General features: G+C 61.9%; 11 protein-coding genes. 5 read left to right on the top strand and 6 right to left on the bottom strand.

Annotated elements, in window-relative coordinates:
- Nucleotides 1–169 precede the first annotated feature (169 nt).
- Nucleotides 170–1,090: a LysR substrate-binding domain-containing protein gene (locus tag AC1P02_RS15235; RefSeq protein ID WP_485182590.1), complete on the top strand. Its 921-nt coding sequence runs from the start codon at nt 170–172 to the stop codon at nt 1,088–1,090.
- A gap of 48 nt (nt 1,091–1,138) precedes the next feature.
- On the opposite strand, the gene AC1P02_RS15230 is transcribed toward AC1P02_RS15235, so the two are convergent.
- The 3 genes from AC1P02_RS15230 to AC1P02_RS15220 all read right to left on the bottom strand — a co-directional run bounded on the left by AC1P02_RS15230 (nt 1,139) and on the right by AC1P02_RS15220 (nt 5,338).
- Nucleotides 1,139–1,909 carry a siderophore ferric iron reductase gene (locus tag AC1P02_RS15230; protein WP_485185462.1) on the bottom strand — a complete coding sequence of 257 codons (771 nt, stop codon included), beginning with the start codon at nt 1,907–1,909 and terminating at the stop codon, nt 1,139–1,141.
- 89 nt (nt 1,910–1,998) lie between these two features.
- Nucleotides 1,999–4,134 carry a TonB-dependent siderophore receptor gene (locus tag AC1P02_RS15225; RefSeq protein ID WP_485182589.1) on the bottom strand — a complete coding sequence of 712 codons (2,136 nt, stop codon included), beginning with the start codon at nt 4,132–4,134 and terminating at the stop codon, nt 1,999–2,001.
- Nucleotides 4,135–4,426: 292 nt separating this feature from the next.
- Nucleotides 4,427–5,338 carry a helix-turn-helix domain-containing protein gene (locus tag AC1P02_RS15220; protein WP_404295066.1) on the bottom strand — a complete coding sequence of 304 codons (912 nt, stop codon included), beginning with the start codon at nt 5,336–5,338 and terminating at the stop codon, nt 4,427–4,429.
- Between the two features lie 291 nt (nt 5,339–5,629).
- Here AC1P02_RS15220 and AC1P02_RS15215 point away from each other — a divergent pair, with 291 nt between their 5' ends.
- On the top strand, nt 5,630–6,370 hold the full coding sequence (locus AC1P02_RS15215) for an SDR family oxidoreductase (protein WP_042869918.1): 741 nt from the start codon (nt 5,630–5,632) through the stop codon (nt 6,368–6,370).
- Nucleotides 6,371–6,455: 85 nt separating this feature from the next.
- On the opposite strand, the gene AC1P02_RS15210 is transcribed toward AC1P02_RS15215, so the two are convergent.
- Nucleotides 6,456–7,361, bottom strand: a complete 906-nt coding sequence (locus AC1P02_RS15210) for a LysR family transcriptional regulator (RefSeq protein WP_021138227.1) — start codon at nt 7,359–7,361, stop codon at nt 6,456–6,458.
- Between the two features lie 101 nt (nt 7,362–7,462).
- Here AC1P02_RS15210 and AC1P02_RS15205 point away from each other — a divergent pair, with 101 nt between their 5' ends.
- From AC1P02_RS15205 to AC1P02_RS15195, 3 genes are all read left to right on the top strand, one after another.
- Complete coding sequence (locus AC1P02_RS15205; protein WP_290044284.1) at nt 7,463–8,101, top strand: NAD(P)-dependent oxidoreductase; 639 nt, start codon at nt 7,463–7,465, stop codon at nt 8,099–8,101.
- A 443-nt stretch (nt 8,102–8,544) separates the two neighbouring features.
- Nucleotides 8,545–9,615, top strand: a complete 1,071-nt coding sequence (locus AC1P02_RS15200; protein ID WP_485182588.1) for an isopenicillin N synthase family dioxygenase — start codon at nt 8,545–8,547, stop codon at nt 9,613–9,615.
- A gap of 96 nt (nt 9,616–9,711) precedes the next feature.
- On the top strand, nt 9,712–10,875 hold the full coding sequence (locus tag AC1P02_RS15195; RefSeq protein ID WP_485182587.1) for a trans-sulfuration enzyme family protein: 1,164 nt from the start codon (nt 9,712–9,714) through the stop codon (nt 10,873–10,875).
- Nucleotides 10,876–11,013: 138 nt separating this feature from the next.
- Here the strand turns inward: AC1P02_RS15195 and AC1P02_RS15190 are convergent, their stop codons facing one another.
- The gene (locus tag AC1P02_RS15190; protein WP_485182586.1) at nt 11,014–13,500 is read right to left on the bottom strand and encodes a M16 family metallopeptidase; all 2,487 of its coding nucleotides are present in this window, start codon (nt 13,498–13,500) and stop codon (nt 11,014–11,016) included.
- A gap of 612 nt (nt 13,501–14,112) precedes the next feature.
- Nucleotides 14,113–15,228, bottom strand: a complete 1,116-nt coding sequence (asd, locus tag AC1P02_RS15185) for an aspartate-semialdehyde dehydrogenase (protein ID WP_005310917.1) — start codon at nt 15,226–15,228, stop codon at nt 14,113–14,115.
- Nucleotides 15,229–15,383: the final 155 nt, after the last annotated feature.

The raw sequence follows: 15,383 nt of genomic DNA, 5'->3' as shown, positions 1-15,383 counted from the left end.
TTTACACATCCAAAATGACAAGATAAGGTGGCCTTGGCTATTGAATACTCTTCAACTGGCTCTCAAATAATCCGCAACTAGCGTGCAAGAGCGTCTTCAACGGACATGTAAGAGAGCGTTCAACGGATATGCAAGAAAGCCTTCAACTGATGCAACAAGGAGCCACGTCATGGCAGTGCCAAGCAATTCAGGCCTGGAAATCAAACATTTGAGAACCCTGACCGCATTGGCCGAGCAAGGGTCGCTGGCCGGCGCGGCGCAGAGCCTGAATCTGACCCAGTCGGCCCTCTCCCATCAGCTCAAAGAGCTGGAGACCCGTCTTGGCCTGGAGCTTTTTCTTCGCAAGAGCCGCCCTCTGGTGCTGACGGCGGCGGGCCAGCAGTTGCTGGCTCTGGCCCGCCAGGTGCTGCCCGCCCTGGCACAGACCGAGAAACAGCTGCAGGCCCTGCACAGCGGTGACGCGGGCCGGTTGCATCTGGCGCTGGACTGCCACAGCTGCATTCAGTGGCTGCTGCCGCTCTTGCCTGATTTTCGTCGCCAGTGGCCCGGGGTGGATCTGGAGGTGGAATCGGTGCCCGGCTTTGATGCGATCAATGCCCTGCTCGGCGGTCAGCTCGACTTGCTGCTCACCTCGGATGTACAGGCCCGCGGGGATCTCCACTTCGAGCCGCTGTTCGCCTTCGATCTCACCCTGGTGATGGCGCCGGATCACCCTCTATGCCACCAGAGCCAGATCACCTCGGGCGATCTCAAGCAGGAGGTGCTGCTGGTCTACCCAGTGGAGCGGGCCCGCATGGACGTGTTCAGCCGCTTCCTGCAACCGGCCGGTGTCGAGCCCGCCCGCTGCAAGCTGGTGGACAATACCTCCGTCATGCTGCAGATGGCCGCCGCCGGGCTCGGTGTCGCTGCCCTGCCGCGCTGGGCCAGCGAGGAGTTTGTGCGCCAGGGCTTGCTTGAGGCCAGGCCACTCGGCAACGGTGTACGCCGCCATATGTATGGGGCCGTGCGCGCCGCCGACAAGGACCAGCCCTGCCTGCAGAGCCTGTTCGAGCGCATTTGCAGCAAGATGGGTGAGCAGAAAGAGGCGTAAAAAAGCCGCCCCTGGGACGACTTGCGATGAGTCGGGAAGCCAGTGCCCTCAGGGTTCGTCTTGGCAGTGGGTGGCGCCATGTCGCCTCGGGCAGTTGGCGCAGAGCTCGCCATCGCGGCGCTTGTAGTGCAGGCAGCAGCGCTGGCGCACATAACCGGGGGACAGCGTATCGGCCGGGATCGATGCCGGACGCCACCCCGCCAGATGCTCGGCTGGCAGGCCACAGGCGGCGAGCCAGCGCGGCGCATGTTCGCTCACCTGCTCACGGCTGACATGGGTGAAAAAGTCTGGCACCCGCACCAGGGCCGCCAGCAGGTCATCGGCCAGCAGCGGGCGCACGAAACCCGGTCGGAGTCGCTGCACCCCGCCCAGCAGCGCGAACAGCGCCTGCCAGTGGGCTTGCAGCCGCTCGCCCGCCACCTTGATCAACAGACTGACGTCCCCCTTGATCATGGGGTCGGCCGGCAGGGTAAAACCGGATACCACGCCATCCTGATAGTCCTGCCCCATGCGATCGACGGAGGGGACGGCGCCCAACCGATAAACAGCCGCCATGGTCAGATAGAGGGATTGCCAGCAGAGCATGCCCCAGCTGCGGGTCAGCCAGTAGGCCGGCCCCGCCTCAGGGTGCGCCAGCCGCCAGTGATCATACAGCGCCGCCGCCACCTCGGCAGGGGCTGAATGGGGGGGAGCCGCCAGCAGATGAGGCCTGTCCCCCACTCCCGCCAGCCGCCCCTTGAGCGAAGGAATAACCCCGGCCGCGACGGCAAACAGGGCACCATGATCCGCAAGCGCACTAGCCTGTGTATCCGTGGTCAGTTCCTCAAGCCCACCAGCCCCGGTAAACTGGCGATTATCGCTGACTGCCAGTGGTGCAGCGGGCCCCGGGACTGGCCCGGGGCGCAGGGTCAGAATACGTATTTGAGTCGCGCCTCCATATTGCGCTCTGCCCCGAACCAGCAGTTGTTCTGGTCATAGCAGGAGTAGTAGGTCTTGTTAAAGAGGTTGCTGGCACTCACCGAGGCCTCCACCCCCTTCAGACGCTGGCTGAGTTGGGCCAGATCGTAGGACGCCGCCATGTCCACCAGGAGGTAATCCGGTACCCTGTCCGTGTTGGCGGCATCAAGCTGGGCCTCTCCCACGTAACGCAGACCCGCCCCCAGCAGTAAACCGTTATCCAGCTGGTAGTTGCTCCAGAGGGATGCCATCTGCTTGGGCACCCAGACCGGGGTCTTGCCCTGCAGGCTGGTGGTATCACGGGTGATCTCCATGTCCTGGCGGGTATAACTCAGCGCTAGATCCAGCTGGCTGGTGAGATCGACTCGCCCCTCCAGCTCGACGCCCTTGGAGACCATCTCTCCGGTCTGCAGCTTGGGCCCGTAGACGTTGTCCGGATCCGTCACCAGCGCATTTTGCTTGGTGATGTGGAAGACCGAGGCGGTAAAGGTCTTGCTCATGTCCTCGGAAAGATACTTGAGCCCCCCCTCCCACTGATGGCCTGTGGCAGGGTCAAAAGCCTTGCCGCTCTTGTCCGCCCCCGCTACCGGCTCGAAGCTCTCGGCATAGCTCACATAGGGGGAAAAGCCGCCATCCAGTTCATAGAGAGCACCGAGGCGGAAGGAGAGGTTGTCCTGATCTATCTTGGCAAGGGACTGGCTCGCCGCCCCCTGATAGAGAGTCTGGCTGTCGGTGTCCATCCGGTAGCTGTCATAGCGGGCGCCGCCTATGGCCACCAGCCGGTCGAGTCGCACCTGATCCTGCAGATAGACGCCGGTCTGGGACTGGCGAATGGTCTTGCTGTCCTGATAGTTGAATGTGAGCGCCTCCGGCACTATCTGGCTGTGGTTCGGGTTGAAGATGTCGATGGCGGGGGCGGAATAGTCGAGGGTGTCCCGGTAGAGAATGCGGGCATCCAGATACTGGTAATCGACCCCGAGCAACAGGTTGTGCCGGGCGCTGCCGGTCATCACCTTGCCCGCCAGCTGGTTGTCGATGACAAAGCCTCTGGAGGCTTCATCGGTCAGATAGGCATTGCGGGCCAGAGTGCGGTGGTCCGCCGCCAGCGCCGCATTGTAGGTGTTCTGCTGGTTGGCCGAGGCGTCCATGTAGCGGGCGTTTTGCAGCAGTTGCCAGTTGTCGTTGAAGTCGTGGCTCAGCTTGTAGCCAAGCAGGGTCACCTCCCGGCTGTAGTGGTTCCAGTTCTCGTCGCCGAGGAAGCTGTCACTGCCAAGCTGGCCCAGGGGATTGGACTTGACCGAGCCGCTGGCCGGCACTGTGGTGTAGATGCCCGCTTGCGGGTCTTTCTGGTAGTAGAGATTCAGGTTCAGCAGGGTGCGATCACTCAACTGCCAGTCCAGCGATGGCGCGAACACATAGCGCTCCTCCTGTGAGGTCACCGCCTGCCCCTCCTTCTGGCGGGCCAGTCCCACCAGTCGATAGGCAAGCAGCTCGTTGATGGCGCCCGTGCTGTCGAGGGTCAGCTCCTGGAGGGTGCCGGTGCCCGTCGCCACGCTGAGGCTGTGTCTGGCCTCACGTTGCGGCCGCTTGGCAATGAGGTTGACCATGCCCCCCGGCGGCATGCTGCCGTAGAGCACCGAGGTCGGTCCCTTGAACACCTCCAGCTGCTCGATGGCCACCGGATCTATCTGGGGTTGCAGGTTCCAGTCGTTGTATTGCAGCAAGAGGCCGTCGTAGAAGTTCTGGTAGTTGTCAAAGCCACGGATATTGAACAGGTCCAGCCGGTTGACCGCCCCGCCGCGCAGCTCGGTATTGACGCCGGGCACGTAGCGCAGTGCCTCGCTCACCGAGCTCACACCACGTTGCTCCAGGGTCTCGCCGTCCACCACTGAGATAGCCTGGGGCGTCTCCATGGGGTCGAGCCGGGTCTTGGTCGCCGTGTTGCGATAGGTCTGGCCCAGTACCGTCAGGGTTTCATCGGCCACCGCGCCTTGCGCATTGGACATGGGGGCGGCCGGCACTGGGCCGGCCAACAGGGCGGAGATGGTCGCGGCGACCAGGGTCAATGGGGGGTGAACAAGTTGCATCTGATCCTCGACTGCTTGGCACAAGTTAATGGTAACAAATCTCATTTGCATTTTATTGTGCAAATTTGCTCTCGAATTAACAATTTGGGGCATGTCGGCAGGAAGAAGGGCAAAAGAGGGGCAAGAAAAGCCCCATCCGACGACCAGTCATGTCGGTGGAGAAAGACCTTGAATTCAAATGGCTATCTTTTCTAAAGGCAGGCTTTAATGAGATGGCTGCCAATGGCGGGGTGCCACTGTGCTTGATACAGGCCGGACGATGGGCGCCCTGCCGCTAAACAGCTCACACTGTTCAGCCCTGGCGGGGGGCTATGGGCAACCAGTACTCCATGTGGGCATCGGGTTGCAAACCATCGAAGCCTAAGGCGTAACGCTCCAGCTCGAAACCATCCAGCCCCCGATAACCCGAGGCGGGCAGCCAGTGCAGGATAAACCAGTTGAGGGTCTGCCCCAGCTGGCTGATGGGGCCGACGTGGGTAAGCACGGCGTACTCCTGGGGCGGGATGGCCAGACGAGCCAGCCCGCTCGGCGGCTCTCTCCCCTCCTCTGCCGCCACGCCCGCCCAGTAGGCCAGCTGCTCCCCCGCCCCTGACACATCTACCACGCCGATCAGATCGCGGGCCCTGTCCAGACCGCCGGCACTGCGCAAGGCACGCCAGATGGCGGGCACCGTCTGCTGAAAATCGGGCGAGCTGGCAAAGAGCCCGCGGATCAGTCCCTTGACCCCCTGCAGCATGAAACCCGGCTGACTCTCGACCCTTACCTGCACCAGTCGGGGTGTATTGGCAAGCGGCATAGGTGCTCGCACCAGCGGGGTGCGTAAACCCAGCCGCAGACCCCGTTTGCGATAGGCCAGCGGCGAGCAGCCGAACTGCTGCTTGAAGGCACGGCTGAAGCTCACCTCGGAGCCAAATCCGTAGTTCAGCGCCAGATCCAGCACCCGCTGGCGGCTCGTGAGCAACGCCTCCGCCGCCAGGCTCAGCTTGAGCTCGCGCACATAGTGGGCCACCGTCAGCCCTGTCTCGTGCAAGAAGACCCGCTGCAACTGCCAGCGCGACCAGCAGCTCTGCTCGGCCAGCTGCTCCAGCGACAACGGCTGATCCAGATGCCCGTGGATGTAGTCGAGCACCCGCTCGATGCGGGTGAAATGGGCGCTAGCCTGTGGCACAGGGCCAGGGGATGCGAGGGGGAAGGTCGGTGTCATTGGATGGTTGGGATCGCTGCCAGCAGAGGGGCACACTCGCCCGAGTGGCCACATTAAACATGGCCGCTGCCCCGGCGGCAAGTGGTCTGCGGCCACCGGTGAACAGCGAACGCCCTGTTTGTGGCTCAACACCGCACTCTCATCTATGCCTTCAACAAGACCGTCAAGCCAGGTTGTCAGACTGTCACAAAAGTGACGCGTTTCCCTGTCAAATTGTTTGAAAACAAATATATCAATTAGATTTGAAAGCCCATAAAGTCCTCGTTCGAATCTTTTTCAGGGAGAGCCAAGATGAAAAAAATTGCCTTGATCACCGGAGCCCGTGGCGGCATCGGATCCGCTATCACCACTGCCTTGCTGGCTCAGGGGTATCGCATCATCGCCACCCACTCCAGCGGCAACAGTGCGGCGGCCCACGACTGGTACGGGGAGCAGGGCTATCGGCCGGATCAGGTACGGCTGCTGCCGCTGGACGTGGCCGACACCGCCATGTGCCGCGAGACCCTGGGTCGCCTGTTGCAAGACGAAGGCCGGGTGGACGTGCTGGTCAACAACGCCGGCATCACCCGGGATGGCGCCTTCAAGCGCATGGCGCCGGAGCAGTGGTTCGAGGTGATCCACACCAATCTGTGCAGCCTCTACAACGTGACCCAGCCGCTGTTCGATGCCATGTGCGAACAGCGCGATGCCCGCATCATCAACATCTCCTCGGTCAACGGCCAGAAGGGACAGTTCGGTCAGGTCAACTACTCGGCGGCCAAGGCGGGCATGCTGGGCTTCACCAAGGCGCTGGCGGCGGAGGGAGCCCGCTTCGGGGTCACGGTCAACGCCATCGCCCCCGGTTACACAGCCACCCCCATGGTGGAGGCGATCCGCAGCGATATCCTCGACAGCATCAAGGCAGACATTCCCATGCGTCGCCTCGCCAAGCCGGAGGAGATCGCCGCCGCCGTGGCCTTCCTCGCGAGCGAAGCGGGCGCCTATATCACGGGGGAAACCCTGGCCATCAACGGCGGCCTCTATATGAAATAGCGCCGGGCTCAAGGCGAACGACAGAGGCCAGCCAACAGGCTGCCCTCTGTGTTTGCAAGTCGGGACGAGCAGGTCGCCACCCGGCTCAGGGGCGCGCCGGCACGGCCCCCGAAGGCTCGGCGAAGTGGCTGCGCAGGGCCGTGATCACCCGCCGCACCTTCTCCGGGATCTCCCGCTGCGGGGTGATGGCATGGATCTCCATGGGCGGCACCCGAAAGCCCGGCAGCAGCTCCAGCAGCCGACCCTGGGCGAGATCCTCGGCGATTTCCCCCTCGGGTTGCAGCGAGACCCCCTGCCCCGCCAGGGTGAACTGGCGCAGCGGCAGCACGTTGTTGCACACCACCCTGGGTTTGGGTTTGACCTTGTGGCCCTGCCCCTTGTCGTCGAAGAAGGTCAGGCCCCCGCTCAGCATGTCCGCCGCCAGCCAGTCGTGTTCCAGCAGATCTGCCGGACTGCGCGGTGTGCCCTTGCGCGCCAGATAGGCGGGCGAGGCACATAGCAGCATCCGGGTCTGACCCAGCTTGCGTGCCACCAGGCTGGAGTCGGACAGGGTACCGACCCGCAGCGCCACGTCGATGCGCTCGGCGATGAGATCCCGCTTCTCGTCGTCGGCGATGATCTGGATGCACAGGCCGGGATGGGCCTGCAACAGGGGCGACAAGGCCCGCGCCAGCGGCTGGCCCGCCATCCCCACGGGCGCCGTGATCCGCACCTCGCCGAGCAGGCTGTCGCGCACCTCGGAAAGGCGCAGCTCAGTCTGGTTCAGCGTCTGTTGCAGCGACTGGCACCCCTGCCACACCACTTCCCCCGCCTCGGTCAGATTGAGGCGACGGGTGGAACGGTGCAGCAGGGTGAGGCCCAGCAGGCTCTCCAATTGGCTGATATGCTGACTGACGGCGGAGGGGGTCATGCCAAGGGCCTTGGCGGCGCCCGTCATGCTGCCCGCCTCCACCACGGCGGCGAAGATGGCGTAACGTCTGAGCTGTTCCATTATTAAATCCAGCTTACAAGTGAATCAATTTTACAGTCGATTATTAAATCACATTTGGCGGAGTAGGATAGCCCCATTCCAACAGTGAAGGAGAATCACCCATGAAAATTGCCCTGATCGGTGCCAGCGGTTTTGTCGGTACAGCCATCCTCAATGAAGCAGTCAGCCGCGGCCATCACGTCACCGCCATCGTCCGCGATGTCAGCAAAGTCGCTGCCCACCCGCAGGTCACCGCCGTGGCGGTAGATGCCCAGAACCCACAGGCACTGGCCGAGGTGCTCAAGGGGCACGACCGGGTGATCAGCGCCTACAACCCGGGCTGGACCGCACCGGACATCTACGACCAGTACCTCAAAGGGGCCAAGGCCATAGTCGCGGCGGCCGTGACCGCCCACAGCTGGTTGCTGGTGGTCGGTGGTGCCGGCAGTCTGGAAGTCGCCCCCGGCGTACAGCTGGTGGATACCCCGGACTTCCCGGCCGAGTGGAAGCAGGGCGCCCTGGCGGCCCGCGATGGTCTCACCACCCTGCGCCGTGAAACCACCCTCGACTGGCGTTTCGTCTCCCCGCCCGTGTTCCTCGAGCCCGGCGACAAGCGCGGTGGCTATCACCTCGGTGGCGATCAGGTGCTCTTTAGCGGTGACAAGCCTGCCGGGATCACGGTCGGCGATCTGGCCGATGGCGTGCTGAACGAGGTGGAAAAACCGGCCCACCTGCGCCAGCGCTTTACTCTGGGCTACTGAGTGGGCAATTGAGCACCCTCACCGATCAGGCCCTTGTCTGATCCCTGCTCAAAGCACACAACAATAAGGGAGGCATCAGCCTCCCTTATTGTTTCTCGTCTCCGATAGCCCAGGCTCAATCCCGCCAGTGAACGCTATGCCAGCCAGCCGCTTGTTCTCGCAATAGCTGGGGGCCCGCTGTGCTGATGGGACAGTCGGAACACAGCCCAGTGGACCGCTCAATAAACACCCACCCGAATGGGTATCGAATACTATTTCGATTTTTGTATATAACTAAGAATAATTTGTTGTTTCCGTCTTATAACACCGAACAGTAGCATCACCCTCAATCCAAATGGCGCCATCTTTACCGGTCGGCCCGGTGTGTCACCACCGACCCGCGCTGTCATGTTTGCACTGAGTTGTCGGGAATGCCCCGGTACTCAGAAAATGAGGAGGTGCACATGGAACATTCACCACTGCCGATCATCGATCTCGCCGCCCTTGGTGGCGCCCCCGCGACTCGTCGCCAGATGCTGGCCAAGCTTGGCCGGGCGGCCCGCGATATCGGCTTTTTCTATCTGACAGGCCATGGCCTGAGCGAGGTGCAGCAGCAAGAGACCCTGGCGCTGGCGGCCCGCTTCTTCACCCTGCCGGAGCAGGAAAAACGGGCGGTGCAGATGGTACACTCCCCCCATTTTCGCGGTTACAACCAGGTGGGCGCCGAACTCACTCGCCAGCGGCCGGACCGGCGGGAGCAGTTCGACATCATGAATGAGACGCCTGCGCTGGCAAAAGACGAGATCCATGCCCCCTGGCAGCGGCTGATAGGCCCCAACCAGTGGCCTGCCGCCCTGCCCGAGATGAAAACGCAGCTGCTGGCCTGGCAGGAACGGCTGAGCGACATCACCCTCACCCTGCTCGACGCCTTCGCCGAGGTGCTGGCGCAGCCGCAGGGAGTGTTCGATGCCAGCATCCAGGGTGCCCCCTATCAGCACATGAAGCTCATCCACTATCCGGGGCGCGAAGCGGGCAGCAGCAGCCAGGGAGTGGGCGCCCACAAGGATCCCGGCTACCTGACCCTGGTGATGCAGGACGATCACTCCGGGCTTGAGGTAGAGACAGCCGACGGCTGGATCCCGGCGCCGCCCCTGCCGGGGGCTCTGGTGGTCAATATCGGCGAGCTGCTGGAGCTGGCTTCCAACGGCTATCTCAAGGCCACCCTGCACCGGGTGGTGAGCCCGCCGCCGGGAGTATCGCGCCTCTCCTGCGCCTTCTTTATGGCGGCCCGGCTCGATGCCACAGTGCCGCTGCTGACCCTGTCGCCGAGTCTGGCAGCGCAGGCGCAAGGCCCCGAGAGCGACCCCGCCAACCCCCTCTTCTATCAGGTGGGGGAAAACGTGCTGAAAGGACGGTTGCGCTCCCACCCCGACGTGGCGGCGCGCCACTATACCGCCGACCCGGCGTCAGCCAACGAACAGATGGCAAGCGGGCAGACGACAAGCAGCGAGCGGCGCGAAACGCAGCCAGCCTGACTCTGCCATACCTATTAAACGGGGGACGCCGTGGCGTCCCGCCACCCGGATGACACAAGCAGTTAAGCCACAGCCTGGCAATGACGGAGTAATAGAATGAAATTCAAGACAATGAGCGTGCACAGCGGCCAACGGGTCGATCCCCAGACCGGCGCCCTCACCACCCCCCTCTACCAGAGCAGCACCTTCAGCTACTTCAATGCCCAGGCGGGCAAGGAGCGTTTCGCGGGTCAGGCCCCCGGCTTCATCTACAGCCGCTTTGGCAATCCCACCACAGCCGAGCTGGAGCAAAAACTGGCAGCCCTTGAGGGCGCCGACGAGGCGTTGGTGGTGGCAAGCGGCATGGCGGCGGTGAGCGCCATCATGTATGCCCTGGCCGACAGCGGCGATGAGGTGGCCTACATAGGTCCGCTCTACGGTGGCACAGATGCCTTCCTGAAACAGACCTTCAGCCGCGCCGGCATCAAGGTGACCGCCTACGAGAGCGATCAGGATCTGCTGGCCAACATCCGCCCGGCCACCAAAGTGGTACTGTTCGAAACCCTGACCAACCCCACCCTCAAAGTGGTGGATCCACGCATCGTGGTGCAGGCGGCCCGCAAGGTGGGCGCCATCAGCGTGTGTGACAACACCTTCCTCACCCCCTATCTGTTGCGCCCGCTCGAGCTTGGCATCGACATCGTCATGCACAGCGGTACCAAATATCTGGGCGGCCACGGCGACATCATCGCCGGTGTGGTGGCGGGCTCTCACGCGCTGATGAAATCCATCCGCACCGTGGCGCTCAAGCATATCGGCTCCCCCATAGGCCCGCAGGAGGCCTACCTGTTGCAGCGCGGAGTCAAGACCCTGCCCCTGCGCATGGATGCCCACCTGCACAACGCTCAGAAAGTGGCCGACTTCCTGGCCGCTCACCCGGCGGTGAAGAAGGTGATCTACCCGGGCCTCGTCAGCCACCCGGGCCACGATGCCCTCGGCGCCTTCGCCAGCGGCTTTGGCGGCATGGTGAGCATAGAGCTTGAAGGGGGGTTTGCGCGCTGCGCCACCCTGCTCGACAACCTGCAACTGTTCGTGCAGGCGGTGAGCCTCGGCGATCTCGAGAGCCTGGCCTGCCATCCGGCCAGCACCACCCACGCCGCCATGGACGAAGCGAGCCGTCTCGCCGCCGGGGTGAATGACGATCTCATCCGCTTCAGCATTGGCGTGGAGGACGCCGACGATCTGATCGCCGATCTGGCAGCGGCACTGGCCCTCGTCTGACGGACAAAGGCTAACCTTTACGGCTGACAGACAATCTGACGTACAAAGAGCCCGCCCCATCGCTGTGATGGGACGGGCTCTTTTATGGCTACTTGACTGCCGGCACGAGCTGATGGCGTGGCGAGCCAACAGTCGATGTCAGAAACCGAGCGCCACCCGTTGTACCGGCCAGCCCAAGGTCGCCAGTTCAGGGGCCAGTATCTTGGCATCCCCCACGACCACTATCACCATGTCATCGGGATCGAGCCAGCGCCGGGCAAGGTCTCTCAGGGTCAACGCCGACAGCTGGCTGACCGCCTGCACGCGCTGCTCCACATAATTTTGCGGCCACTGATCCAGCAAGATGGGCAACATGTAATCCACCTCCTGGGGCAGTGTCTCGTAATCCAGCGCCTGGCGGTTGAGCACACCTTCACGCAGGGTTCGCACCTCCAGCCGGGTGGGGCCCTGCCGCTGGTATTTATCGAGCTCCTGCAAGATCTGCTGCAAGGTGGGCGACTGCCCCTCTGGCTCAACCAGAAAAGAGAGTGCACTCATCACCTTCTCTTGCGCCAGATCGCCGCTCACTACGACCCTGGCCTCACCGCTGCGATACACGGAGTGATAGAAGGCTCGCACGTCATCCAGGGTCAGCGTCTGCCACTGGGCCTGCGGATCCGGCACCCTGGCCAGTCCGTCGATCAGCGCATAAAACTGCTGGTCGGCCTGCCACTGCGGATCCCTTGCCTGTTGTTGCAGCCATTGCCGGGTCTCGAGCTTGATGCGCTGGAAGTCCGTCGGGCGCAAGGCAGGCTGAAGCAGCAGCTCCCGCACCAGGGCCAGCGTCTCGTCAAAGTGGGAGGTCACGCCCTGTATCCAGACAGTGCTGTGGCTACCGTCATGACCAAAACTGAGTCTGGCGCCCAACTGACGCACTCGCTCCTCAATGGAGGCAAGCTGCCAACGCTCGCTGCCCTGGAAGAGCATGCCGGCTGTCAGCTCCGCCAGTCCGGCCTTGCCATCCGGCTCGGCCCTGCGTCCGCCGGGCCAATGTATGCTCATGGCAAAGGCCGGCACCTCGTCGCTGTAGTGGCCGAGCAGTGAGACCCTATCCCCCAGGCTCGCTTGCCACAGGGTCGGTATGGGCACCGCCAGAGCCCCGCCACTTGCGGGCATCTTGCGCCTGTCGAGAGTTTCTTCGACAAGACGAGGGGCCAGCCGGGTGTGGGACAAGGTCGGTGGCAAGGGGGGCGGCTCGACAAAATTGGCCGGGCCTGCCTGCCATTCGAGGTGATCCCCGGGCACTACGCTCAGCACCACCCTGGGTTTTTGCAGTACATAACGTTGCAGCACCCGCTGCAGATCGGCGGGGGTTACCCTGGCTATTCGCTCGAGATAGCGATGAAAATAATTGGGATCCTGAAACAGGCTATGCCCGGTGCTCAACTGCTCGGCCTTGCCGGCCACGCTGTCGAGCGACCAGATGAGATCGGCACGCAAGGCATTGGCCGAGTGGTCGATCTGGGCTTTGGAGGCCCCATCCCGAGCAAAACGGGCGATGACATTGTCTATTTCGTTCTTGATGGGCCCAAGCTCCGCCCCCTGCGCCAGATTGGGGATCGCCCTGATCACCAGCATGCAGGCGAGCACACCACACTCATGGTTGGCAAAAACAGACACCAGCTTGCCACTTTGCTGCAGCTGCTGTTGCAGCACGCCACTGGCTGAGCCACCCAATTGGTCGGCCAGCAGGTCCAGGGCTTCAAAACCGGGTTCCCGGGCAGAGACGGTGGGATAGGCCAGCACCAGCATGGGCTCAGCAACCAGATCAACCAGGGTGCGGTAGCGGCTCTTTTTCAGAGCAACAGGCCGGGTCACTGAACGGGACAGTTTGGGGCCTGCAGGCAGGGTACCGAAATACCGTTCGACCCAGGCCAGGGTTTGCGCTGGCTGGATATCGCCACCTATCACCAGAGTGGCGTTGTTGGGGCCATACCAGCGCAGGAAGAACTGGCGTACATCCTCCAGAGTGAGACGATCCAGATCCTCGACTCGCCCGAATGGCGTATTGAAGTAGGGGTGATTGGGTGGATAGAGGGTCCGATTCAGCACCTCAGGCACCCGACCATAGGCTGGCCCGTCGACAAACTCGGCGCGCTCGTTTTTGGCGACGTCACGCTTGGCATCAAACTTCTGCTGATAGAGGTTATCTAGCAGAAATCCCATCCGATCCGACTCCAGCCAGAGCACTTTTTCCAACTGGTTGGCCGGCACCGTCTGGTAATAGCGGGTCTGATCCCGCGTCGTCAGCCCGTTGATGCCACGCCCCCCCACCTGTTGCAACAGACGGGTATGCCCCAGCTTCCCCACGTGGGCCGAGCCCTGAAACATCATGTGTTCAAAGAGGTGGGCCATACCGGACTGGCCCGGCGCCTCTTCGGCCAACCCGACCCGATAATTCATCTCTACATAGACCAGAGGATCGGAGTGATCCGGCGTCAGGATCACCGTCAGGCCATTATCCAGCCGATATTGCTGATAAGGGACGATCAGCGGATTGCTGCCCTTTTTCTGCTCCTTGACCAGCACTGGGCCAGCCAGGGCAACAACACTGAAGAAATACAATACACTCCACACGACTCTCATGTTATGTCCCAATTCTCAAGCCTGAACATTATTATTGTTTTCTGTTGTTGCACTTATTTCATATTCATATCAGTCGCCAGCTGCGCCGCAATTTATCTGCTTATCCGCAGGGATATCTGGCCATGGTGCCTGATCAGCACGCCCTCGCCTCACTGACAGCCACATGGATGCATAGTTTCGTGGTGACATATCGGCATACAGGCGGGCACGAGGGGCCAAGGCCGCCAGTGTAATCAATCGGAGTCTTGAGGGATATCCTGCGGGCGCCTTCATTTGTAACAAACCATAAGATAACAAGGGCCGCAGCTTAATAGCGGCCAGCCTGTCCATTATTTCAAATAAAGATGAATCATCCCTGCTTTCGGCAACTCAGGCCGTGAACGGATACTGCATGAAAAATAGTGAAACTATGGCTATTGAGCCAGAGAAAAATAATGGGTTGCGAAGTGATGCTACCCGTTCACTTAATAACAAAACTGTCGGTGTCAATACAAATGGCAACACAGCCGACATAGCCCTGCCCTGGCTGGTACACAGCGTCGATATAAAAAAGAGGCAAAAAAACAGGGGGCCTGAGCCCCCTGTCCTTTCGTTATCCATTGTCTATCAACGTCAGCCACGGGCTAGCAGTATGTTGAGCATGCGGCGCAGGGGCTCGGCGGCGCCCCACAGCAGCTGGTCACCCACGGTGAAGGCGGCCAGGTATTCCGGGCCCATGTTGAGCTTGCGCAGACGACCGACCGGAATGCTGAGGGTGCCAGTAACGGCCGCCGGAGTCAGCTCGCGGGCCGTGATGTCGCGATCGTTGGGGATCACTTTCACCCAGTCGTTGTGGGCGGCCAGCAGGGCTTCGATCTCCGCCAGCGGCACGTCTTTTTTGAGTTTGATGGTGAAGGCCTGGCTGTGGCAGCGCAGGGCACCGATCCGCACGCACAGACCATCCACCGGGATGGCGGCATCTTCGATCCCCAGGATCTTGTTGGTCTCGGCCTGGCCCTTCCACTCTTCGCGGCTCTGGCCGTTGTCGAGCTTGGTGTCAATCCAGGGGATGAGGCCACCTGCCAGCGGCACGCCGAAGTTGTCCACCGGCAAGGTGCCTGAGCGGGTCTTCTCGGTGATCTTGCGCTCGATGTCGAGGATGGCAGAGGCGGGATCCGCCAGCTCCACCGCCACTTCGTCGCGCAGCAGACCCATCTGGGTGACCAGCTCGCGCATGTGACGGGCACCGCCACCGGAGGCAGCCTGATAGGTCGCCACACTGACCCACTCCACCAGATCGGCCTTGAACAGGCCACCCAAGGCCAGCAGCATCAGGCTAACGGTGCAGTTGCCACCGACGAAGGTCTTGAGCCCCTTGTCCAGCGCCTGTTCGATGACGTCTCCGTTGACCGGATCCAGTATGATGACGGCGTCTTTTTCCATCCGCAGGGAGGAGGCGGCGTCAATCCAGTAACCTTGCCAGCCAGCGGCCTTCAGACGGGGATAGACATCCTTGGTGTAGTCGCCGCCTTGCGCCGTGATGATGATATCCTGCTTGGCCAGCGCCTCGATATCGAAGGCATCCTGCAAGGTACCGGCATCCACGCCGAAGTTGGGGGCGGCCTCACCGGCCTGGGAGGTGGTGAAGAAGGTGGGTTGAATACGGGCAAAATCCTTCTCTTCCTGCATCCGGCTCATCAATACCGAGCCCACCATGCCACGCCAACCGACCAAACCTACTTTTTTCATAATGTCCTACCCTGGATAGCTGTTATAGAAACTGTGTATTGAAACCCGTAACCCCTTGTCCGACGCGGGCCGTTCACAAGTAGATTACAAAATACGTGTTGCGAAAAATGCGTCTGTCCACATTACGGATTGTGACGGCGGGTGCAAGTCGAATT

This window comes from Aeromonas sp. TS_SC_11, assembly GCF_057318915.1.
This window is presented reverse-complemented; position numbering and strand designations above follow the sequence as displayed.

Excerpts from the sequence above, each read along its gene's own strand:
- AC1P02_RS15190 (WP_485182586.1), bottom strand. The coding sequence starts at position 13,500 with ATGAGAGTCGTGTGGAGTGTATTGTATTTCTTCAGTGTTGTTGCCCTG.
- AC1P02_RS15195 (WP_485182587.1), top strand. The coding sequence starts at position 9,712 with ATGAAATTCAAGACAATGAGCGTGCACAGCGGCCAACGGGTCGATCCC.
- AC1P02_RS15225 (WP_485182589.1), bottom strand. The coding sequence starts at position 4,134 with ATGCAACTTGTTCACCCCCCATTGACCCTGGTCGCCGCGACCATCTCC.
- AC1P02_RS15200 (WP_485182588.1), top strand. The coding sequence starts at position 8,545 with ATGGAACATTCACCACTGCCGATCATCGATCTCGCCGCCCTTGGTGGC.
- asd (WP_005310917.1), bottom strand. The coding sequence starts at position 15,228 with ATGAAAAAAGTAGGTTTGGTCGGTTGGCGTGGCATGGTGGGCTCGGTA.
- AC1P02_RS15205 (WP_290044284.1), top strand. The coding sequence starts at position 7,463 with ATGAAAATTGCCCTGATCGGTGCCAGCGGTTTTGTCGGTACAGCCATC.
- AC1P02_RS15215 (WP_042869918.1), top strand. The coding sequence starts at position 5,630 with ATGAAAAAAATTGCCTTGATCACCGGAGCCCGTGGCGGCATCGGATCC.
- AC1P02_RS15235 (WP_485182590.1), top strand. The coding sequence starts at position 170 with ATGGCAGTGCCAAGCAATTCAGGCCTGGAAATCAAACATTTGAGAACC.
- AC1P02_RS15210 (WP_021138227.1), bottom strand. The coding sequence starts at position 7,361 with ATGGAACAGCTCAGACGTTACGCCATCTTCGCCGCCGTGGTGGAGGCG.
- AC1P02_RS15220 (WP_404295066.1), bottom strand. The coding sequence starts at position 5,338 with ATGACACCGACCTTCCCCCTCGCATCCCCTGGCCCTGTGCCACAGGCT.